The 21,295-nt window shown below is 68.9% G+C and carries 18 protein-coding genes and 1 pseudogene; 12 read left to right on the top strand and 7 right to left on the bottom strand.

The window, feature by feature from the left end; translation table 11 throughout:
• Positions 1-19 precede the first annotated feature (19 nt).
• From CAL29_RS18665 to CAL29_RS32300, 7 genes and pseudogenes are all read left to right on the top strand, one after another.
• Complete coding sequence (locus tag CAL29_RS18665) at positions 20-760, top strand: hypothetical protein (RefSeq protein WP_094854555.1); 741 nt, start codon at positions 20-22, stop codon at positions 758-760.
• Between the two features lie 6 nt (positions 761-766).
• Positions 767-1,696, top strand: a complete 930-nt coding sequence (cpaB, locus tag CAL29_RS18660) for a Flp pilus assembly protein CpaB (protein ID WP_094854554.1) — start codon at positions 767-769, stop codon at positions 1,694-1,696.
• Positions 1,693-3,177 (top strand): type II and III secretion system protein family protein, encoded by a 1,485-nt coding sequence (locus CAL29_RS18655; RefSeq protein WP_094854553.1) that lies wholly within the window; start codon positions 1,693-1,695, stop codon positions 3,175-3,177. Before cpaB ends, CAL29_RS18655 begins: the two co-directional genes overlap by 4 nt.
• A gap of 7 nt (positions 3,178-3,184) precedes the next feature.
• The gene (locus tag CAL29_RS18650) at positions 3,185-5,086 is read left to right on the top strand and encodes an ATPase, T2SS/T4P/T4SS family (RefSeq protein ID WP_179284104.1); all 1,902 of its coding nucleotides are present in this window, start codon (positions 3,185-3,187) and stop codon (positions 5,084-5,086) included.
• A complete protein-coding gene (locus tag CAL29_RS18645) occupies positions 5,086-5,931 on the top strand; it encodes a type II secretion system F family protein (protein ID WP_094856745.1) in 846 nt (281 codons plus the stop codon). Before CAL29_RS18650 ends, CAL29_RS18645 begins: the two co-directional genes overlap by 1 nt.
• A 55-nt stretch (positions 5,932-5,986) precedes the next feature.
• Positions 5,987-6,862 carry a type II secretion system F family protein gene (locus CAL29_RS18640; protein WP_094854551.1) on the top strand — a complete coding sequence of 292 codons (876 nt, stop codon included), beginning with the start codon at positions 5,987-5,989 and terminating at the stop codon, positions 6,860-6,862.
• A pseudogene (locus CAL29_RS32300) lies at positions 6,859-7,077 on the top strand (hypothetical protein); the annotation flags it as partial. The gene CAL29_RS18640 and the pseudogene CAL29_RS32300, both read left to right, overlap by 4 nt.
• Before the next feature lie 9 nt (positions 7,078-7,086).
• On the opposite strand, the gene CAL29_RS32065 reads toward CAL29_RS32300, so the two are convergent.
• Positions 7,087-7,890, bottom strand: coding sequence for a BPSS1780 family membrane protein (locus CAL29_RS32065; protein ID WP_256977570.1), 804 nt, complete (start codon positions 7,888-7,890; stop codon positions 7,087-7,089).
• 45 nt (positions 7,891-7,935) lie between these two features.
• Complete coding sequence (locus CAL29_RS18630) at positions 7,936-8,925, bottom strand: homoserine kinase (RefSeq protein ID WP_094854550.1); 990 nt, start codon at positions 8,923-8,925, stop codon at positions 7,936-7,938.
• 125 nt (positions 8,926-9,050) lie between these two features.
• On the opposite strand from CAL29_RS18630, the gene dusA reads away from it, so the two are divergent.
• A complete protein-coding gene (dusA, locus tag CAL29_RS18625) occupies positions 9,051-10,118 on the top strand; it encodes a tRNA dihydrouridine(20/20a) synthase DusA (RefSeq protein ID WP_094854549.1) in 1,068 nt (355 codons plus the stop codon).
• Between the two features lie 10 nt (positions 10,119-10,128).
• Here dusA and CAL29_RS18620 read toward each other — a convergent pair whose 3' ends face one another.
• Both CAL29_RS18620 and CAL29_RS18615 read right to left on the bottom strand, forming a co-directional pair.
• The gene (locus CAL29_RS18620; protein WP_094854548.1) at positions 10,129-10,596 is read right to left on the bottom strand and encodes a CBS domain-containing protein; all 468 of its coding nucleotides are present in this window, start codon (positions 10,594-10,596) and stop codon (positions 10,129-10,131) included.
• 29 nt (positions 10,597-10,625) lie between these two features.
• Complete coding sequence (locus CAL29_RS18615; RefSeq protein ID WP_094854547.1) at positions 10,626-11,939, bottom strand: YihY family inner membrane protein; 1,314 nt, start codon at positions 11,937-11,939, stop codon at positions 10,626-10,628.
• Positions 11,940-11,956: 17 nt separating this feature from the next.
• On the opposite strand from CAL29_RS18615, the gene CAL29_RS18610 reads away from it, so the two are divergent.
• The 3 genes from CAL29_RS18610 (at position 11,957) to CAL29_RS18600 (ending at position 14,911) form a co-directional block, all read left to right on the top strand.
• The gene (locus CAL29_RS18610) at positions 11,957-12,340 is read left to right on the top strand and encodes a DUF2069 domain-containing protein (protein WP_094854546.1); all 384 of its coding nucleotides are present in this window, start codon (positions 11,957-11,959) and stop codon (positions 12,338-12,340) included.
• A gap of 103 nt (positions 12,341-12,443) precedes the next feature.
• Positions 12,444-13,919 carry a protein adenylyltransferase SelO gene (locus CAL29_RS18605; RefSeq protein ID WP_094854545.1) on the top strand — a complete coding sequence of 492 codons (1,476 nt, stop codon included), beginning with the start codon at positions 12,444-12,446 and terminating at the stop codon, positions 13,917-13,919.
• Positions 13,920-14,185: 266 nt separating this feature from the next.
• Positions 14,186-14,911, top strand: a complete 726-nt coding sequence (locus tag CAL29_RS18600) for a response regulator transcription factor (protein ID WP_094854544.1) — start codon at positions 14,186-14,188, stop codon at positions 14,909-14,911.
• Between the two features lie 156 nt (positions 14,912-15,067).
• Here the strand turns inward: CAL29_RS18600 and CAL29_RS18595 are convergent, their stop codons facing one another.
• The 3 genes from CAL29_RS18595 to CAL29_RS18585 form a co-directional block, all read right to left on the bottom strand.
• Complete coding sequence (locus tag CAL29_RS18595; protein WP_179284103.1) at positions 15,068-16,180, bottom strand: sensor histidine kinase; 1,113 nt, start codon at positions 16,178-16,180, stop codon at positions 15,068-15,070.
• A gap of 160 nt (positions 16,181-16,340) precedes the next feature.
• Complete coding sequence (locus CAL29_RS18590) at positions 16,341-17,939, bottom strand: EAL domain-containing protein (protein WP_094854542.1); 1,599 nt, start codon at positions 17,937-17,939, stop codon at positions 16,341-16,343.
• A gap of 250 nt (positions 17,940-18,189) precedes the next feature.
• Positions 18,190-19,482 (bottom strand): GGDEF domain-containing protein, encoded by a 1,293-nt coding sequence (locus CAL29_RS18585; RefSeq protein WP_094854541.1) that lies wholly within the window; start codon positions 19,480-19,482, stop codon positions 18,190-18,192.
• A 559-nt stretch (positions 19,483-20,041) separates the two neighbouring features.
• Between CAL29_RS18585 and aroC the strand changes: the two genes are divergently transcribed.
• A complete protein-coding gene (gene aroC, locus CAL29_RS18580; protein ID WP_094854540.1) occupies positions 20,042-21,100 on the top strand; it encodes a chorismate synthase in 1,059 nt (352 codons plus the stop codon).
• Positions 21,101-21,295 lie beyond the last annotated feature (195 nt).

The raw sequence follows: 21,295 nt of genomic DNA, 5'->3' as shown, positions 1-21,295 counted from the left end.
ACGAGGGTGGATGAGGGTGATGAAACGATCGTTCGTTGCGGCCTGCGGGGCGGCCTTTCTTTGCGGTCCGGCCTTGCCAGGCGAGGCGCTGGCGGCGCGCGTGCCGGCGATGGCGTCCATGGCGCCCGTAGTGTCAGTGGTGTCAACGGTGCCGGCGGAGATGCCGGCGCTGCCCGGCGCGCCGCTGCCGATGCTGCCGCCCGGGGGACATTACCTGTCGGCGGGCGAGGAACTGCGGGTGCAAGGACAGGCCATGAGCGGTTGGATCTTCGAGGCGCCCGGCGACATACGGGAGATTGCCCGCTGGCTGTCGAAGCAGTTGCCGGTGCTGCGCGATCTCCTGGTGGCGCCGGGGATGGTGGTGCTGTCGGGCATGGACGCCCAGTTCCATTGGTCGGCGCGCCTGACCGATGGCGGACGAGGCTGGACCCAGGGCACGTTGTCCCGCTTGCCGCTGCGGCAGCCCGCCGCGCGCTTGTCCGCGGCGCCATGGCAACCCGATGGCGCAAGGCTGCATTTCGACGTCCGGTGGCGGGAAGCGCGGCGCGCCGGCGTCCGGCAGGTGTGGACGCATGGCGCCGCGCCCGCCGCGCTGCGGCCGCGCCTGCGCGCGTCCCTGCAAGGCGCCGGCTGGCGCGCGGACGAGCCGGAAACGGCATTTCCGGGCCGCTGGTCCAAGGCCTCCATCCAGTTGTCCATCGTCGTCGTCGAACAGCAGGCCGGCAGCGGCATCGTCACCGTGCTGGATTGGCGGGAGTAAGCGGCCATGGCGCGATTCGTCTTTCGTCAACGCTGGCTCATGGCCGTCGTCGCCCTCGCCGCCGGGCTGCTGGCGGCATGGGCCGCGCGTCATCACATCCAGGGCCGCATCGCGCAGATCGAGTCCGAACTGCGCCAGCCCACCGTGCCGCGCCTGGTCGCCGCCCAGGATCTCGAAGCGGGCACGCACATCGGCATCGATCATCTCGCCGTGCGCGACATCCCGCAGGCCTGGGCGGTCAGCGGCAGCCTGCCGCCCGAAGACGCCGTGCAGGCCAGCGGCAGCGTGCTGACGCATGCCTTGCGGGCCGGCGAGCCCTTGCTGGCGGCGCATCTGGCGAGCGCCGGCCCGCAGGCCTTGTCGCGGCGCGTGGCGACGGGGCGGCGGGCCATCACGATTCCCGTGGACGACATCAATTCGCTGTCGGGCATGCTGCAGGCGGGGGATCTGCTGGACCTGTACGTGTCGTTCGAGCATCAGCGCCGGCGCATCACCGCGCCGCTGCTGCAAGGCGTGCGGGTGCTGGCGACGGGACGCCAGGCCGGCCGCGAAGGGGAGACCGGTCCCGCCGGCGTCCAGGAGGGCGACGGGGCGGCGTATTCGACCATCACCCTCGATGCCGGGCCGGAGGATGCCGTCAAGCTCGTCGCCGCGCGCCAGGACGGCACCATCACGGCCATTCTTCGCCACCACCGCGATGAACAGCCCGCCACCGTGGCCGCGCGCGGCGACCTGGCCGGCTTGCTGGGCGTGGAAGTCGACCGGCCCGCGCCGTCGGTGTCCATCCTGTATGGAGACCAGATTGGCGGCGAAGGCCCGGGCGAGGGCGACGACACGCACGCCGCGCCGCCGGGGCTGTTCGACGCGCCCCTGCCCAAGGGCCTGGTCAGCCGGAGCCGGCCTGGCGCGCGCACGACGACGGGAGACCGGCCATGAGGATTCCTGGCATTTCCTGTACTCCCTGCATCGTCCGCTTTACGCGCATCGCGCTGGTCGGCGTCTTGCTGGCCGCTCCGGCCGTGCACGCCGGCGACGCGCGGCCGCCATCGGCCGAAGCCCCACGGGTCCTCGACATGCTGGTCGGTGAAACCCGCGTGCTGTCGCACAAGGGCGTCAACCGCGTGGCGGTAGGGGACGGCCGGGTCTTGCAGGCCTTGGCCGCGGATGGCCGCGACGTCATCGTGTTCGCGCGGGCCGCCGGCGAGTCCTCGCTGCACGTCTGGGCCGGCGGGCGGCGCAGCGCCTATCGGCTGCGCGTCATGCCCGCCGGCACGCACAGCGCCCGCTCGGAGATCGACACCTTGCTCGCGCGCATTCCGGGCGCGCGCGGCGTCGCGGTGGGCGAGCACGTCGTCGTCGAAGGCAACGACCTCAGCGACGCGGACCAGGCCCGCGTCGCGGCGCTGGCGCAGCGCTATCCCCAGGTCCTGGACTTCACCGGCAAGGTCGGCTGGGACCGCATGGTCCAGTTGGACGTGCAGGTGATCGAATTGCCGCGCGGACGGCTGTCGGAACTGGGCATGCGCTGGGATGGCGCCACCGAGGGCGGCCTGTACACGGGCGTCAGCCTGGATGCCGTCTCCAGCGGCCGCCTGGCGCGGCGGCCCGGCGAGGCGCCCCTGTCCACGCCTTTGCGCGCGGCGCCGCTGGCGGGCTATATGGGGCTGAACGCCTTGCTGGGCGCGCGCCTGAACCTGCTGGCGCAATCCGGCGAAGCCGTGGTCCTGGCCCAGCCCCGGCTATTGGCGCGCAGCGGCGCCACGGCGGAGTTCCTGGCGGGCGGCGAGGTGCCCTACGCGACGACGGACCGCAACGGCCAGGCCAAGACCGTTTTCAAGCCCTATGGCGTGTCCTTGCGCGTCACGCCTTCCATCGGCGCCAGCGGCGCCGTCCGTTCCCGCATCGAAGTCGAGGCCAGTTCGGTGGATGAGACGCTGCCGTCGCCGGCCGGCCCCGCCCTCAAGACGCGGCGGGCCGTGACGGAATTCAACGTGCGGTCCGGCCATACGCTGGTCATCGGCGGCTTCCTGTCCCGCCGCAAGGCGCGCGCCACGTCGGGCCTGCCGGTCTTGAGCGAACTGCCGTGGATCGGCGGCTGGTTCGGCAGCCGCCGCGAGGAAATCCAGGAAACGGAGCTGGCCATCTTCGTCACGCCCACGGTGATATCCGGACGGGACCCCGGCATGCGCGAGACCGTCAGGCGCGGCCAGGCCCTATTGCGGGAATCGTTCGATACGCCGCCCCGCCTGCTGGCGCCGGATGCCGGCATGGCGGCGCGGACGCAATGGGACCCCTACAGCGGCAGCGGCTCGCAGTGGGGGCAGTGGGACATGGTCCAGGCCGGCTACACCGGCGAGGCGCAGGCATCCCTTGTTCCCCATCCGCCGGCGCCGTCTTACCCGCCCGATTTGCCTTGAGGACGCCATGCTGGAATTGGACTTGCGTTTCGATGATGGGGCGAACCGCCTGGTGCGGCTCGCGCCGCCCGTGCTGGTGGGCCGCGCTTCCCACTGCGATGTGCGGATACGCCATTGGCGCGTGGGCCGCGAGCACGCGCGGTTGTCGGTGGTGGCCATGGGCATCGTGATCGACGACCTGGGGGCGCTGGCCGGCACGCTGGTCAATGGCCGGCGCGTTGCCCAGCACGGTCCGCTGGGGCCGGGCGACGAGATCCTGGTCGGGCCTTGCCTGATCCGCGCGCGCCTGATCGGCCATCCCGATTCGGAAGGCGAGGCGTCGCCGCCCGGGACGGGGGGCGCGATCGGCATGCGCGCGGTCGCGGGACAGCCAGGGGACGCCGGCGGCGAGCGCGAAGGCGACGGCGAGGGTAACGAGGAGGGCAATGGCGAGGGTAACGTCAAAGACAACGTCAAGGGCAGGGACCAGGGTAGGGACCAAGACAAGCGCGGCGGCAAGTCCGACAAGCCGGACGAACACGCCGCGGCCCTCGAACCCTCCGCCGCCCCATCCTGCCGCGAGCCGCCCACCCACGGCCTCGCGTCCGGCGCGTCCACGCCCTCGGCGGCTTGCCAGGCCGCGTTCGAAATGCTGCCGCACCGCCGGCGCCTGCACGCGGCCCTGCTGGATGCCCTCGACCTGCGCCGCCGCGACGTTGCCAGAATGAGCGATGCGATGCTGCGCAGCGAAGCCCAGCGCCTGCTCGAAGATCTGGTGCGCGAGGACGGCCATCTGCCCCTGCACGCGGACCGGCGGGCGCTGCTGCGCCAGGTGCTGGACGAAGCCGTGGGGCTGGGCCCCTTGTCGCCGCTGCTGGAGGACCCCGCCATCAGCGAAATCATGGTCAACCGCCACGATGAAATCTATATCGAGCGCCGCGGCCGCCTGTTGCGCCACGGCGCTACCTTCAGCAGCGAGCAGGCCGTCCTGGGCGTCATCGAAAGAATCGTCGCGCCCATCGGCCGGCGCATCGACGAAAGCGCGCCCATGGTGGACGCCCGCCTGCCCGACGGGTCTCGGGTCAATGCGGTGGTGGCGCCCATCGCCTTGAAAGGCGCATGCCTGACCATACGCAAATTCCCCCGGCATGCGCTGACCATGGAGGACTTGCAGCGCATCGGTTCGCTCGATGCCGCCATGACGCAGTTCCTGACGCTGTGCGTGCGCGAAAAGGTGAACCTGGTGGTGGCGGGCGGCACCGGCTCGGGCAAGACCACCTTGCTGAACATCCTGTCGAACGCCATCCCCGACGACGAACGCATCGTCACCATCGAAGACGCGGCCGAACTGCGCCTGCGCCACGCCCACCTGGTCGGCCTGGAGGCGCGCCCCGCCAACCAGGAAGGGCGGGGGCGCATCGAAATCCGCGACCTGGTGCGCAACGCGCTGCGCATGCGTCCGGACCGCATCATCGTCGGCGAGTGCCGGGGCGCCGAGGCCTTCGACATGCTGGCGGCGATGAATACCGGGCACGAGGGCTCGATGACCACCTTGCACGCCAACAGCCCGCGCGATGCCCTGGCCCGGCTGGAAACCATGATACTGATGGCGGGCATGGACTTGCCGCTGGCCGCGGTGCGCGAGCACATCGCTTCCAGCATCCACGTCATCGTGCAGCAGGCGCGCCTGCCAGATGGCCGCCGCGTGATCACGTCCATCACGGAAATCACGGGCATGGAAAGCGGCTGCATCCAGACCCAGGAAATCTTCCGCTTCGATCGTAGCGGACCGGGCTACTTCCAGGGCTGCGCCCTGGCGCCGCGCCTGGTGGAGCGCTGGCGCGAGGAGGGGCGCGGCGGGCCGCAGGCCTGCCTGTTCGACCGCCGCAGCGCTCGGCCGGCGATGGACGCGAGGGAGCGGCCGGCATGATGGTGTGGGCAATCGCCGCCGGCGCGGCGCTGTGCGCCATGCTGGCATGCAGCCTGAGCTATGGCTGGTTCGCCGCCGCGCTGGCGCGCTACCGGCGCATCTACACCGACGAGGCGGGCATGCGGCTCAGCGAGGTCTTCCTGTTCGTCGATGCCCGCCAGCTATGGACCGCGAACGTGCTGTTGTGCGCGGCGCTGGCCGGCCTGCTGTACGCCGTCGCCGGCAGCGTGGTGCTGGCCGTGGCGGGCGGCGCCGCGCCGATACGCGCGACGCACCTGCTCATCGCCAGCCTGCGTCGTCGGCGCCATGCGCGCTTCGATGCCCAATTGCCGGACATGCTGCAAGCCCTGGCGGCCGGCCTGCGCGCCGGCGCCAGCGTTCCCGGCGCCCTGCGCCATATCGTCGACCAGTCGGAGCCGCCGCTCGCGCAGGAGTTCGGGCTCATGCTGCGCGAGCAGCGCCTGGGCCTTTCCTTCGACGCGGCGCTCGGCAATTTGCAGGCGCGCCTGCCTTCCGAGGCAACCGGCCTGCTGGTGTCCGCGCTGCGCGTCGCGGCGCATAGCGGCGGCAATCTCGCCGAGACGCTGGACCGCATCGCCGCCATGTTGCGGGCGCGGCAACAACTGCGCGACCGCGTCCTGACCTTGACGGCGCAGGGGCGGCTGCAGGCCTGGGTGGTCGGCCTGCTGGCGCCCGGCATGGTCGTGGTCCTCGCCTACCTGGACCCCGTTTCCATGCAGCCGCTGTGGGGCACGGGATTCGGTTTGTCCGTCCTGCTGGTCCTGGCGGCGCTGGAGACCGTCGGCGTCTGCTGGATACGGCGCATCGTGGACATCGATATCTGAACATCGGAGGGCAGGGCATGACGCGGATAGGCGGGACGAACAGGAGAGGGCGGTGATGGCGCTTGCCGCGGCATTGGCCGCCGTCTGCGCCGCCTGCCTGGCGCTGCTCCTGCGCGGCTGGCTGCGGCCCTTGTGGCGCGGGCATGCAGGCCGGCCGGGCTTGCCGCCGCTGTGGCGCGCGGTCTGGCCCTGGCTGGACGGCATCGCGCGCAGCGGCTGGCTGTTCCTGTCCTGGCACCGCCGCGGGCGGCTGCGCCGGCTGCTCGAACGCACCGGCCTGGAACGCCTGCTGACGCCGGCGCACGTGGCCGCGGCCTCCTATCTGTCCGGCGCGTCCGGCGCCGCCGTCGCGCTGCTGCTGGCCGATCTCTGGGCGGCGCCGGCGAGCGCGCGGCTGCTGGCCGTGGCCGGCCTGCTGGGCGCGGGCGTCGGCGCGCTCCTGCCGAGGCATGCCTTGCGCGCCCGGGCGCGCACGCGGGCCACGCGCATGGAAAAGGAATTGCCTTTCCTGCTGGACATGGCGACGTTGTGCGTCGAGGCCGGCCTGAATCTGCAAGGGGCATTGCAGCAGGCCGTCGAGTACGGGCCGCCCGGCCCGCTGCGCGACGAGCTGCAATGGGCGCTGGGCGACATGCGGACCGGCATGGCGCGGCTGGATGCCTTGCGCGGCTGGGCCGTCCGCACGAACCTGTACGGGGTGCGCGTACTGGTGACGGCGCTGGCGCAGGCCGACAGCCTGGGCATGAGTCTCGGGCCCATCCTGCGCGCGCAGGCCGAGCAGCGCCGCGCCGAACGCATCCAGCGCGCCGAGCGCCTGGCCATGCGGGCGCCGGTGAAAATGCTGCTGCCCCTGCTGCTGTGTATTTTTCCCTGCACTTTCGTGGTGCTGGGCTTTCCCATCGTCGTGCAATTGCGCGGGGCGCTCCAATGAGCCCCCCGCCGGACCGCTTGCGGATATGGCCGCTGCGGCGCTGGGCCGCCCGCTTGCGCGGCCTGGCCGGCCGGCGGCCGCCGCGCAGGGCCGTGGGCGCGTGGCTGCGGCCCTGCCGGGCGGTGCACACGCTGCGCATGCGTTATCCGCTGGACCTGTTTTTCCTGGACCGCGAGAACCGGGTCGTCAAGGTGGTGGCCGGCCTGCCGCCGCGCCGGCTGGCCTTATGCCTGCGTGCCGTGTCCGTTGTCGAACTGGAGGCTGGCGTTGTTGATATCGAAGACGGAGGTATAAGCCGGATAGAAGCTGCTATAGAGCACGCCGCCCGCCGCGATATTGACGGGAATCTGCAGGATGTCGACCAGGTGCCTCGGCAATCCCAGGCTGGCCAGCAGGTCGCCGCAGTAGCTGATGGCAAGGAAGGTGGCCACCCAGGTGAGCCCGTAGACCAGGAAAGCCCACTTGTTGCGCCAGCAGGCGATGCCGGAGAAGAAAAGCGACTGCACCAGGCGCACCCCATGCCAGGCAACCAGCACGGGCGCATGCCAGAACAGCGCCGCGATGATGACATACAGGATCGCGAAGACCGTCAGCGGCCCGCGCACCGCCATCAGGAAGGGCGTCAGGTCCTGCGTCACCGACGCCGCCCGCATGCCGTCGGCGAGCGCGTCGGCGAAAGGCATGAAGGCGATGAAGCCCGCCAGCAGGCAGAGGCCGGCATAGCTCAGGCCCAGGATCATGAGCTTCTTGAACACCCCCGGCTTGAGCAGCGGCTTGAGCCACATCGACGGCAGCATGGTGCGGTCGGCGTCGATGTGCTTGCAAGCCGACAGCGTCATCAGCGTCACCACGGGCATCAGGGCGATGAAGAGCAGGGGACCGACGGGAGGCGTGTAGGTGGCGAACAGGACCATCAGGCTGATGGCCAGCGCCCAGGCGAACAAGGGTAAGGGTTGGCGCATGAACAGGCGAAAACCGTCGCGGGCCCATTGCCAGCCGGCGGTCGCGGGAAGGGCTGCTGCTTGCATGTGTCGGACTTACGCTGCCTAGGTGATTATTTAGATATATGTAGCCTAATTATGGGCCAGGCCACCTGCCGGCAAGGCCTCGGGAACCACGCGGTGGCGCGCCTGCAACACTCTTTCGAAGTGGCGAGGGTCGTGCGGCTTGAGCGTTTGCGCCGGGCGCGGCAGGTGGAAGTCATAAAGGCGCGACAGCCAGAAGCGGACGGCGGCGGCGCGCAGCATCGCGGGCCAGAGCTGGCGCTCCTCGGCGGTGAAGGGCCGCACTTCCGCGTAGGCCCCCAGCCAGGCGCGCGCCAGGTCCGGCACGATCTCGCCGCTGGCGCGCTCTATGCACCAGTCGTTGACGCTGACGGCCACGTCGAACAGCCAGGTATCGCACCCCGCGAAATAGAAATCGATGAAACCGCCCATGCGGGGCGCTTCGAAGGTGCCGGTGAACAGCACGTTGTCGCGGAACAGGTCGCAATGGGCCGGGCCGGCCGGCAGGGCCTGCCAGGCCGGCGTGGCGGACAGGCGCTGCAACTCGTCCAGCGTGCGGGACAGCAGTGCGTCCTGGTCCGCGTCCAGGAAAGGACGCACCGTGGGCGCCGTTTGCAGTTGCCAGGGCAGGCCGCGCAGATTCGGCTGGTGCAGGGCGAAGTCGCGCGCCGCCAGGTGGGCCCGCGCCAGCGTGGCGCCGGTCAGGCGGCAGTGTTCGGCGCCGGGGGCGGGTTCGTAGCCGCCGTCCAGCCGGGTCACGATGGCGCAGGGCTTGCCGTGCATGCGGGTCAGGCGCGTGCCGTCGCGCCGCGTCTGCGGCTGCGGGACGGGCACGCCGCGATCCGCCAGCAGGTGCATCAGTTCTATATAGAACGGCAACTGCTCGTAGGTCAGCACCTCGAAAACGGTCAGCACATATTCCCCGCCCGTCGTGGTGAGGAAGTAATTGGTGTTTTCGATACCTGCCGTAATACCGCGCAGCGATACCAATTCGCCCAGGTCGTAGCCCCGCAGAAGGTCGCGGGCATCGTCGTCGGTTACGGTCGTGAATACAGCCATCGGGTCGTGTCGGAATGGAAATGGCCCCCTGTGGGCGGGGCCGGCGGCGCAATTTTAGACTACCGCCGGGCGCCCCCAGGGCCCAGGACGTAAAATACGCCCATATTCCTCCTGGACGATTTCCTGTGTCTGCTCCCGACTGGCGGCTGTGCGTCGCGCCGATGATCGATGTCACGGATAGGCATTGCCGCTATTTCCATCGACTGCTGGCGCCGCAGGCGCGCCTCTACACCGAGATGATCACCACCGGCGCCTTGCTGCACGGGGATGTGGCGCGTCATCTGGACTTCGACGCGGCGGAGCATCCCGTGGCCCTGCAACTGGGCGGCAGCGAACCCGACGCGCTGGCCCACGCCGCCCGCCTGGGCCAGCAGTGGGGCTATGACGAAATCAACCTGAATTGCGGCTGTCCGTCCGAGCGCGTGCAGCGCGGCGCGTTCGGCGCCTGCCTCATGGCCGAGCCCGACCTGGTCGCCGATTGCGTGAAGGCCATGCAGGACGCCGTGGACGTGCCGGTGACGGTCAAGCACCGCCTGGGCCTGGATTACGACGAGTCCTATGGTTTCGTGCGGGATTTCGTCGGCAAGCTGTATGACGTGGGTTGCCGGGTGTTCATCGTGCACGCGCGCAACGCCGTGCTCAAGGGCCTGTCGCCCAAGGACAACCGGCAGATTCCCGCCTTGCGCTATGACGACGCCCTGCGCCTGAAGCAGGATTTTCCCGATTGCACGGTGGTGCTCAATGGGGGCCTGGACGAGGCGGATGCGTCCATGCAGGCGCTGGCCCGCTTCGACGGCGTGATGCTGGGCCGCGCGGCCTGGCATACGCCGCGGGTGCTGTCTGAAATTTCCCGGCAATTGTGGCCGTCCCTGCGCCTGCCCGGCGACGCCCAGGTGGTCGATGCGATGACGCGCTACGCCGCCGGCCAGGTCGCCCGCGGCGTGCCGCTGCGCATTCTCGTGCGCCCGCTGCTGGGGCTGGTCAACGGCCAGGCGGGCGCGCGCCGCTGGCGCCGCATCCTGTCCGACGCCGCCCGCCTGCGCGGCGAGGATCCCGGCCTGATCTACGAAGCCTGGCGCAGCCTGCGCGATCCGCGCCAGCGCGGCGGCATGGCCGACGCGTCCGAGGACGACGGCCTGGACGACCGGGACCGGGACCGCGACGACGACGGCCTGTCGGTGGCCGCCGCCTGATCTCCCGGCTTCAGGCCTTCGGCGCGGCCGTGTTTTCCTCGTCCATGGGCCAGTCGCGGATATAGGCCTTCAGCATGTTGTTTTCGAACTGCTGGGCCGCCACGATGGCCTGCGCCATGTCGTAGAAGGAAATCACGCCCATGAGCATCGGGCCGTCCATGACGGGGATGTAGCGCGCGTGCCGCTCCAGCATCAGGCGCTGGACTTCGTCGGCGCTGGTGTTGGGCGTGACGCTGACCGGCGCGTCGTCCATGATGCTGCGGATGGTGGCATTACCCACGTCGCCGCCGTTGGCATGGACGTGGCGGATGATCTCGCGGAAGGTCAGCATGCCACAGAGCATGCCCGATTCCATGATGACCACCGAGCCGATGTCCTGTTCGGCCATGATTTCCACCGCGCGCGCCACCGGCGTGTCGGGAGTGGCGGTGAAGAGCGTATCGCCCTTGACGCGCAAGATTTCACTGACTTTCAACATGATGAGTTCCTCCTAGGGCGAACCCGGGATTATTTCTTGAGTGCTTCGATTCTGAGGATGTCCGCCGACCCCGTGCCCGTATTTTGCGCTTCCTGCATCAGTTCTTCCAGCGTGGGCGCGGCGAGGCCTTGCAGGGCGGCCTGGGCGATGGCGATGGCTTCGGGGAAATCCTTGAGGCGCCGCTGGCCGCGGTCGAGCAGGAAGCGGTCGATCACGGCGTCCAGGCGGGTGCGCTGCGGGTCGCAGGACAATATCCAGTGCTGGTCCTGGGTGCGGGTGACCATGCCGAGGTCGCTCAGGGCTTCCAGGACCGCGTTCAACTCGTCGTGGTGCAGGTGCAGCGTGGCGGCGAGGTCGCTGGCGCTGCGGCCCGCCGGCACGCGGCCCAGCGCCTCGTAGAGGCAGCGCAGCACCCCGATGGCGTCGATGAAAGTGGCGCCCGGCTCCCGGTTGACTTCCCAGCGCCCCAGCCGCAGCAGGGGCAGGCTGGCGGCCACGGTGGCGCCGAACAGGATGGCCAGCCAGGAGAGGTAGATCCACAGCAGGAAGATCGGCAGGGTGGCGAACGCCCCGTAGATCACCGTATAGGTCGGAAAACGGGTCAGGTAGTAGGCGAAGGCCGCCTTCATCAGTTCGAGGACGATGGCGGTGCCCACGCCGCCCGCCAGGGCGTCGCGCCAATAGACCCGGCGGTTCGGCACGACGAAGAACAGGGCGGCGAAGCCCAGGCCGGTCAGGGCCAGCGGCAGCACGGACACCGTCAGCCCGATCAGGTTGGGCACGTCCCTGACCAGGCCCATGGATTCCCGCGCCAGGAAGGAGGTGGCCCACAGGCTGGCGCCCGCCACCACGGGGCCCAGCGTCACCGCGGCCCAGTAGATCAGCGCGCGCTGGGCCAGCGGGCGCTGGCGGGTCACGTGCCAGATATCGTTGAACGTCTTGTCGATCGTCATGATGAGCAGGATCGACGTCACCACCAGGAACGCGCCGCCGATCGCCGTCAGGCGCGAAGCCTGGCGGGCGAACTGGTTGAGGTAGTTCATGATGTTGTCCGATACCGCCGGCGGCATCAGGCTGGTGCTCAGGAAGTTCTCCAGCGCGATGCGGAATTCCTGGAACACCGGGAAGGCGGTGAACAGCGACAGCACCACCGTCAGCATGGGAACGATGGCGAGCACGGTGGTGAAAGTCAGGCTGGACGCGACCTGCAGCAACTCTTCTTCGGCGGTCCTGCTCGCCGCGAAACGCAAAAGCTTGACCGTGCGACCCGTCCAGGAGGTTCGCTGTGGCGGCGCTTCGGGCCCTGCCGGCGTTGCGGCAGCCGACTGTACTGGGTGATTCATCAGGCGATAATAGCAGTATGAATGATCAACTCAACTCCCCGTTGCGCGCCGTTGCGACGATCTCGCTGGTGGCCCTGCTGGTCCTGTGCGTCCTCTGGGAAACCGTCCTGTCGCCGCTGCGTCCGGGCGGCTCCTGGATGTTCCTCAAGGCCTTGCCGCTGGCGCTGCCCTTGCGGGGCATCGTGCGGGGCGATCTCTATACGTATCAGTGGGCAAGCATGTTGTCACTGTTATATGTCATGGAGGGGACCGTGCGCTTCATGTCGGACATTTCGCCCGTCTCGGCGGCGCTGGCGGGGCTGGAGCTTGCGCTGTCCCTGGTGTTTTTCATCAGCGCCATCATGTATGTCTGGCCGGCCAAGCGCGCCGCGCGGCGGCGCAAGCTGGCCGGCCGCGGCTGAACCGGCCCCGTCCCGCCATGGGACGCCCGGAGAGCGCCAGCCTGGCGCTCCCGCCTGTATTCCTGTTCCGATTGTCAGCAAGCATCGATAGCGAGCGTCGCCCATGTCCCTGGCTGCTTCCCTGGACGAACTGTCCCTGAGCAACTCCTTCGCGGCCTTGCCGCCCGATTTCTATACCCGTTTGCAGCCGCAAGGCCTCAACGCGCCGCGCCTGCTGCATGCCAACGAGGACGCGGCGGCCCTGCTGGGCCTCGATCCCCGGGTGCTCGGCAGCGAGGCCTTCCTGCGCGTTTTCGCCGGCCTGGACCCGCTGCCGGGCGGGGACACCCTGGCCGCGGTCTATAGCGGGCACCAGTTCGGCGTCTGGGCCGGCCAATTGGGCGACGGGCGCGCGCACCTGCTGGGCGAGGTGCGCGGGCCGGAAGGCAACTGGGAATTGCAACTGAAGGGCGCGGGGCTGACGCCTTACTCCCGGATGGGCGACGGCCGCGCGGTGCTGCGGTCCTCCGTGCGCGAATACCTGGCCGGCGAAGCCATGCACGGCCTGGGCATCCCCACCACCCGCGCGCTGGCCCTGGTCGTGTCCGACGATCCGGTGGTGCGCGAGACGGTGGAAACCGCCGCCATCGTCACCCGCATGGCGCCGAGTTTCGTGCGCTTCGGCTCCTTCGAGCATTGGGCGTCGCGGCGCCAGCCCGAACGCCTGCGCGAACTGGCCGACTACGTCATCGACCGCTTCTATCCGGACTGCCGCGCGGCGGGCGAGGGCGGCGCCCCCTACCTGGCCCTGCTGCGCGAGGTCGTCGGCCGCACCGCGCGCCTGATGGCGCAATGGCAGAACGTCGGCTTTTGCCATGGCGTGATGAATACCGACAATATGTCCATCCTGGGGCTGACGCTGGACTACGGGCCCTATGGCTTCATGGACGCCTTCCGCCTGGACCACATCTGCAACCACTCCGACAGCGAAGGGCGCTACGCCTGGAACCGGCAGCCATCGGCGGCCTTGTGGAACCTGTACCGCCTGGGCGGCGCCCTGAACGTGCTGATCGGCGACGTGGACACGGTGAAGGCGGAACTGGCGGCCTTCGAACCCCAATTCGTCACGGCGTTTCACGACGGCATGGCCGCCAAGCTGGGCATCGGCCCGTGGCGGCCGGACGACGAGGCGCTGCTCGACGACCTGCTCAAGCTCATGCACGACCAGCGCGCGGATTTCACGCTGACCTTCCGCCGCCTGAGCGATGCCGCGCGCGGCCAGCCGCAACCTTTTCTGGATTTGTACATCGACAGGGAGGCGGCCGCGGCCTGGCTGCAGCGATGGTCGGCGCGCCAGGCCGAGGCGGGCGGCGAGCGGGAGGCGGCCGCGCAGGCCATGGACCGCGTCAATCCCCTCTATGTCTTGCGCAATCATCTGGCCGAGGACGCCATACGCGCCGCCAAGCAAGGCGATGCGTCTATTATTATCAAATTATTGCGGATACTCAAAAATCCTTTCGTGACACACCTTGACGCCGAGGCCTATGCCGGGTTGCCCCCCGATTGGGCGAGCGATATCGAAGTCAGTTGTTCGTCGTGAAAAAGACGCAATTCTCGAAAGAATTTTGCTTCTATTCCGAGTGGGCGCATCCTTTATTGCATTGTGTGCGCTTTTCGTGCATCCTCCGAACTGCGGGAAGGATTTGTAAATAAGGGATAAAAAGACTCATATTTTCGATCTTTTGACCGGCTTTTCGCATTGTTGCCAGGCTCGATGCCGGGCACTGGCTTTGAGAGGTCACGCATTTTTTCCGGGAGAAAAACGTTCCGGCGTGACTTGGCGCATTTCCCGAAGGAATATGTATCGTGCAAACGCAAGCCACGGACGGGGTTCTGTGTATCGGTCTGTTAGAGGATGATGCGGATTTTCGTGAAGAGTTAGTGCTGGGACTCGGTGGGTACGGGTTTCGCGTCTCTTTCGCTTGTGGGAATTCCGCGGATTTCTATCGGCAGATGGAAAACCAGCCTTGCGATGTCGTCATACTCGACGCGAACGTGCAGGGGGGCGAGGACGGCTTTTCCGTTGCCACGCGCCTGCGCGCCCTGCACCCGGTCGGCATCGTCATGCTCACCGGTCGTGCCGCCCTGGAAGACCGGGTTCGCGGCCTGGAAGGCGGCGCCGATATCTACATGACCAAACCGGTCGACCTGCTCGAGCTGAGCTCGGTGATCCGCAGCCTGGCGCGCCGCATGCGCCTGTCGCGCGGGCCCGCGCCGACGCCGGGCGCCGACCGCGGCGCCACGCAGGCGTGGGCGTTGCAGGACGGCGGCTGGATCCTGGTGTCCCCCGAAGGGGTGTCGCTGCACCTGAGCGCGCAGGAACGCTTGTTCCTGAATGCTTTGATCGACGCCAGTGGCAACGTTGTCAGCCGCCAGGCCTTGTCGGAATTGTTCAATCCGTCCAATCCCAGCGATTTCGAATTGCGGCGCATCGACGTGCTGGTCAGCCGTCTGCGGGCCAAGGCGCAATCCAGCGGCATGAAGCTGCCGGTCCTGTCGGTGCGGGGCCAGGGTTACGTGTTCGCGGCCTGAGTTTTTCGTTTCCACCCAGTTTCCACCCAGCCAGTCAGTTCCACCCAGTCAGTCAGCCGCGCGCTTCCTTCCCCATCTCCCGCGCCGGCGTCCTTCCAGTCATGGTGTTCGCATGATCTGCCCCGGGCGGGCGATCCGCGCGACACGCTTCCCCCCTCAGTTCTCCCGCCGCATCGGCAGCGCCATCGTGAAACGGGCGCCCTGGCCAGGTTCGCTTGCCACCGTCAGGCTGCCGCCCTGGCGCTCGCATATCTTGCGCACCAGGTGCAAGCCCAGGCCCAGGCCCTTGGTTTCGCGGTGCGCGGCGCGGCGGAAGTGCGGATCGAAGATCTTCTCCTGCACGTCCTTCTCGATGCCCGGGCCGTGGTCGGTCACGGTGATCGTGGCCATGGCGCCGTCGGCGCGCACGTCGATTTCGATCGGCTGGTCGGCGGGCGAGTATTTGACGGCGTTGTGGATCAGGTTGCGCAGCACCACGCCGCTCAGCGGGCCGTCGCACCATGCCTCGACCGGGGAGGGCGCCCGCACCTCCAGCGCATGCGCGGCTTCCCCGCGCAAGCTGGCGGCGATCTCCCGCGCCAGCGCGCCCAGTTCGACCTGGCTGCGTTGCGGCGCCATGGCGTCGTCTTCCTCCGTCGCCTGGCCCAGCAACTGGTCCATCAGTTCGCCGATGCGGGCCACGGCGCGGCTGATGCGCTCCAGGCGGCGGTCGACCTCCTCGCCGCTGCCGGCCAGGACCATTTCCAGGGATTGGGTAGCCATGCTGATCGTGGAGACCGGCGCGCGCATTTCGTGCGACATCAGGGAATGCATCTGGCGCTGGCGTTCCAGCGCGTCGGCCAACGCCAGCAGGCGTTTTTCGATTTGCGCATGGCCGTCGTCCGGCGCCGTGCCGCCCTGGGCCTTCGCCGCCCCTTGCATGTTCGATGCGAGCGGCGTCTGGACGGCGGCTGCCGCGTCGGCCGGCGCGGCGGATGTGGCGGACGTGGCGGCTTGCCGCGAGCGGCCGGCCGCGTCCTGGCCCGACGCCGTCAGCACGAAGGCGATGGCGAGCACCAGCGTCAGCAGCGCGCCCGCGTAGGCCGCGACGGTGGCGCCGCTCAGCAGCAGGACCACCGCCAGCGCCGCCGCGACGGTGCTGGCGGCGCTGGCGGGCGAGAGCCGGCGCGTCCACGCGGCGCCGCTCGTCAACAAAATGAGGACGGCGGCGCCGAGCGCGCAATAGACGCCGGTGGCGGCGAAGGAAAACGTATCCAGGAGATTCTGCACGATCGGACTGGGCCCTGAGGAGTGGAACGGCCCCGGAGGCCGGGGCAAACGGCGGCGAGACCGCCGGGACCGCGCCCGTCGGAGGCGGGCGCAACCCAGGCAGGCCGCGCTGCCGGAAACAGGACGAGCGGCGGGAAGTATATCCCCCGCGCCGCGCCGTTCAGGCCTCCATGCCCACCGCGTCGTTGCGGGTGGGGATGATGCCCAGGTCGCGCAGCAGGACCTCGGTGGTCTGGTCGGGGATATCCTCGGCGTAGGCATCGATCTTCAACTGGCGCGCCGTGTCGATGACCGACGCCGCGAGGTGGCGGCCGCCCGGGCTGTTCGTCAATCCGCTGACGAAGTCTCCCCCCACCTTGACGTACGAGATCGGCAGTTGATGCAGGCGCGTCAGGGCGCTGAAGTCCTGCGAGAGCCGGCGCACGCCGACCCGCGCGCCGGCGTCGGTGGCCACTTCGCACAGCGTGCGCACGGCGGCGTAGTTGTCCGCCAGGCCATGGGCGTCGATTTCCAGGATCTGCCGCGCCGTCTGCGCGGGCCGGTCGCGCAGCAACTGTCCCAGGCGCGGCAGGAAATTCGATTGCGCCAGCGAGGCCTGCGCCAGGCGGATGGCCAGTTGACCCTGGTGCGACACCAGCCAGTCCAGGCCCAGCCGGACCGCCTGGATATCGCATTCCGCGCTCAGGCCCAGGCGCACCGCCGGCGGCATGAAGCGCGATGCCGGAATCGGCGCGGGCGCTTCCGCGTCGTGCAGCACCAGCGTCGCCTCGTTGCGCAGCAGGGCATCGCCCGGGCCGAGCAAGCCCTGCACGTCCAGGGAAAAGCGGTGCTGGTCGAGGCCGGCGACCAGGGTGTCGCGCCACTGGTGCTCGCCGGCGCTGTCGCCGCGATATTCGTCGTCCGCGTGTTCGATCGCGTCGCCGTCGCTGCTCTCCGCGCGCATCAGCGCGTGATCCAGGCGCGCCAGCAGGTCGCTGGCCTGGTCCTCGGGTCCATACTGGGCGAGCGCCAACGCCCAGCGGCACCAGCGCTGCTCGCCCAGCGCCAGGCGCAACGCGCGCAATTCCAGGCGCAGCTTCTCGCCGGCCTGGCTGGCTTGCGCCGGCGCCGTCGCCGGCAGCAGCAGCGCGAAATCCGAGCCGTTCAGGCGCGCCAGCAGATAGGGCGGCTCGTGGCGCCGGCCCAGCAACTGGTCGAGCCGGTGCGCCAGCGAGCGCAGCCACTGGTCCGCATATTCGCGCGGCATATGGCGATTGATCTCGATCAGGTCGCGCTGGCGGAACATCAGGACGTGGCCGGCGCCGACGCTGCGCGCCTGGGTCAGGGCGCGCCGCAGCTCGTTGTGGAAGTAGCGTCGGTTGGGCAGGCGCGTGACGGCGTCGAGGTTGAGCTCCAATTGCATCGATTCGATGCGGGCGATGTTTTCCTCGGCCGTGGCGCGAAACCGTTCGCGCGCCTGCGCCAGCGCATCTTGCACCTCGGCGAATTCGCGCACGGCGGGCAGGGCGGCCTGCACGCCGTCTCCGCTGTCCAGCGCGCGCAGCCCCCGGCTCAACTCGGCCAGCATCCGCCGGTCCAGCCAGCGCAGCAGGACGATGGCGCCGGCGGCCGCACAGAGGCCGGCGGCGGCGATCGTCAGCGCCAGGAGCAGGCGCTCGGAACCACTGGCCCCCATCTGAATGCCGAGCGCCTGGGAACCAATCAGCAGCAGGACAGTGACAGCCGTGATGCCAAGCAGGATGGTGCGCAATAAGGACATGGGTCAGGGTGTCAGGTACTCGGGGTCCTCTCCCATGCGTGCATGGAGGACGTGGGGCCATGAAGGCATGGCGGCGGCCGTGGCGTTGTGATTATCGTGGTCCGGCATAGGCCGGATGCGGATGCCGCGCGACGAGCGCTGCCCGGTAGGTAGTGTACGGGCTAAATGTTCCTAAGGGGCGAAAGCGGCGAGGAAAGCGGGAATAAATGCGGTCGCCATTGCTGTGGGCCGCTATTGCCGCTGCCGGCCGTTATTGCTGCTGCGCGATTTCCTCGCGTTCGCTGCCGTAGACTTCGACGCGGTTGCGGCTGCCGCTCTTGGCGCGGTACAGCGCCATGTCGGCGCGCATCAGCAGCGTGTCCAGGGAAAGCCCGGGCTCGTGCACGGCCAGGCCGATGGAAATGGTCATGCTGAGGGGGCCGCCCTCGAGCAGGCCGATCTTCATGCCCGCCACCGCCTGGCGCAGGCGCTCGGCGGCGACCAGCGCCGCCGGCAGGTCCGTATGCGGCATCAAGGCGGCGAATTCCTCGCCGCCGAAGCGGCCGATGATGTCGCTGTCGCGCAGCGTATTGGTGATGGTGTCGGTGACGCGGCGTATGGCCTGGTCGCCCACGTGGTGGCCGTAGCGGTCGTTGATGGACTTGAAGTGGTCGATGTCGATCAGCAAGGCCGCCAGCGGGTGCGGATAGCGGCGGCATTGCAGGATCTGCGCCTCCGCGGTCTCCATGAAGGCGCGGCGGTTCTTCAGGCCGGTCAGGGGATCGGTATTGGCCAGCCACACCAGTTGGCGGGTGCGGTGCGCCACGGCCGACTCCAGCCGGGCATTGGCCTGCGCCATGCGCTGGTTGAAATGGCGCGCATGGCGATTGAGCACCAGCAGCCAGATCGCCAGGATGACCGTGCCGGCGATCAGGCCCGCCAGGATCCATTCGAGATGGCGGAAGCCCTGCGCCAGGTGGGCCTGGTTGCCGTGCGTGATGGCGCTTTGCTCGCGCTGCACGGCGTTGGCGATACGGTCGGCGACGCCGCGCAATTCCTCGGCGCGCGCGGAAACCTCCATGGCGACCTGGCGCACGTGCATCTCGTCCCGCATTTCGGCGGTGTCGCGCCACGTGCGCAATTGATCGTCCAGGCCGATCAGGTCATGGTCGGCGGCGGGGATGGCGCGCAGCAGGGCCAGCCCGGCCGCGCTTTCGGCGGTGCCGGGATTGATGAAGGTTGACAGGGCTTGCAGGCGTTGCGTGAAGTCGCGCGCGTCGGCGCCGCCCGCCGCGCGATTGGCGGCCGTCGCCAGGCCGTTGACCTGGGACACCAGCCGGTAGCTGTAGAAAGCGGCATCGTCGCCGTTGGGCTGCGAAGTCGTGCGGGCCTGCTCGTAGAGCGTCGCGCCGGCCATGATGATCAGCAGCACCATGGCGCCCAGCAGCGCGGCCAGGGCGATCGCCAGGCCGCGCTGCCGCGGCACGTCGGCGGGCGCTTGCCAGGCGTCGTCCTGCGACAGGCCGGGAGGCTGCGCGGGCGGCGGCGAGGGTGGGAGCGTCATGGAGGCGGGGACTCGCGGTCGGGAGCTCAACGCTCCAGGGGGGCGGGCCAACGGGGCGCGACGAAGCGGCGCGGCCGAAGCGCGAAAGCGTTCGCCGTCAGGCGCGGGCCGGACAACTGGGGAAAGCGATCGTACATGCAGTCTCTGTCCCTATAAACAAGGATGGGGAACGCAGCGCAAACGACAAACCAGCCAAGGCGTCGTCAGACATCCCGGCGCGAGGCTACGCGAATGAAAAATCCAGACTGCCCGAAGGCACGGAAGGGCTTATCCCGACCGTGATTACAGAAAGCATCCAGTGTTTTCAGTGGGTTAGCATTGTGGGCGGGACCCGCCTATCAATCAACAACGAAAAGTATCCACACATCTCCACATTATGTGAATTTGTTGCCATCCTTTTCGCAGGACGCAATTTTTCCGATAGCGCCCACGTTCCCACAACCCTCCCGCAACCGGCTGGGCGGCGCCGGTTCGGCACCTGGGGTGTCATAATCCATTTTATTCCCATCCACCCCGCAAGCCCGCTATCGCGCGGGTAGGCATTCTGCAACTCCAGACCATGTCCGGCAACACTTTAGGCACTCTTTTTTGCGTCACGAACTTCGGCGAGTCGCACGGCCCGGCCATCGGCTGCGTGGTGGACGGCTGTCCGCCGGGGCTGCCCCTGGAGGCCGCCGACATCCAGGCCGAACTCGATCGCCGCCGTCCCGGCACGTCGCGCCACGTGACGCAGCGCCAGGAGGCGGACCAGGTCGAGATCCTGTCGGGCGTGTTCGAGGGCGTCACCACGGGCACGCCCATCGGCCTGCTCATCCGCAATACGGACGCGCGCAGCAAGGACTACGCGAACCTGGTCGACACCTTCCGGCCCGGCCATGCCGACTATAGCTACTTCAAGAAGTACGGCGTGCGCGACCCGCGCGGCGGCGGCCGTTCCTCAGCCCGCCTGACGGCGCCCACCGTGGCGGCCGGCGCCATCGCCAAGAAATGGTTGGCGGCCAACCATGGCGTGCGTGTCCGGGGCTACATGAGCCAGTTGGGGCCCGTGAGGATTCCCTTCGAGAGCTGGGACGAAGTGGGGCGCAACGCCTTCTACGCGCCCAACGCCGGCATCGTGCCCGAGCTGGAGGCCTTCATGGACGAGTTGCGCCGCGATGGCGACTCGATCGGCGCGCGCATCGAAATCGTCGCCGAAAACGTGCCCGCGGGCTGGGGCGAGCCGCTCTACGACCGCCTGGACGCCGACATCGCCCACGCCATGATGGGCTTGAACGCCGTCAAGGGCGTCTCCATGGGGGCCGGTTTCGAAAGTATCACCCAGCGCGGGTCGCAGCACGGCGACGGGATCACGCCCGACGGTTTCCTCGGCAATAACGCCGGCGGCGTGCTGGGCGGCATTTCCTCGGGCCAGCCGGTGACGGTTTCGCTGGCGATCAAGCCGACGTCCAGCATCCGGGTCGAGCGCCAGTCGGTCGACCGGGCCGGCAATCCCACGTCCGTCCAGACCCTGGGCCGCCACGATCCCTGCGTCGGCATACGCGCCACGCCCATCGCGGAGGCCTTGCTGGCGCTGGTGCTGATCGATCACGCCTTGCGCCAGCGCGGACAGCGCGGCTGAGGCCGGGAAAGGGCGGTCCCGCCGGAGGGGCCGCCGTTGCGCGGCCGGCGGGTCGGCATGGGCGGCATTGCAGCCTTGCAAAGGGGGGCGCAGCGGGACGCGACGAGCGTGTGTTGAGCATGCGTCGCATTCCTCTTTTTACCCAGCATGGTACTGCTTGTACTAGTATGACTGCTGCCGTTGTACTAGCTTAGG

Origin of the sequence: Bordetella genomosp. 10, from assembly GCF_002261225.1 — a bacterium.
In the GTDB taxonomy this organism is placed as follows: Bacteria; Pseudomonadota; Gammaproteobacteria; order Burkholderiales; family Burkholderiaceae_B; genus Bordetella_C.
The sequence above is the reverse complement of the archived record's forward strand: the minus strand, read 5'-3'. Positions and strand labels throughout refer to the sequence as shown.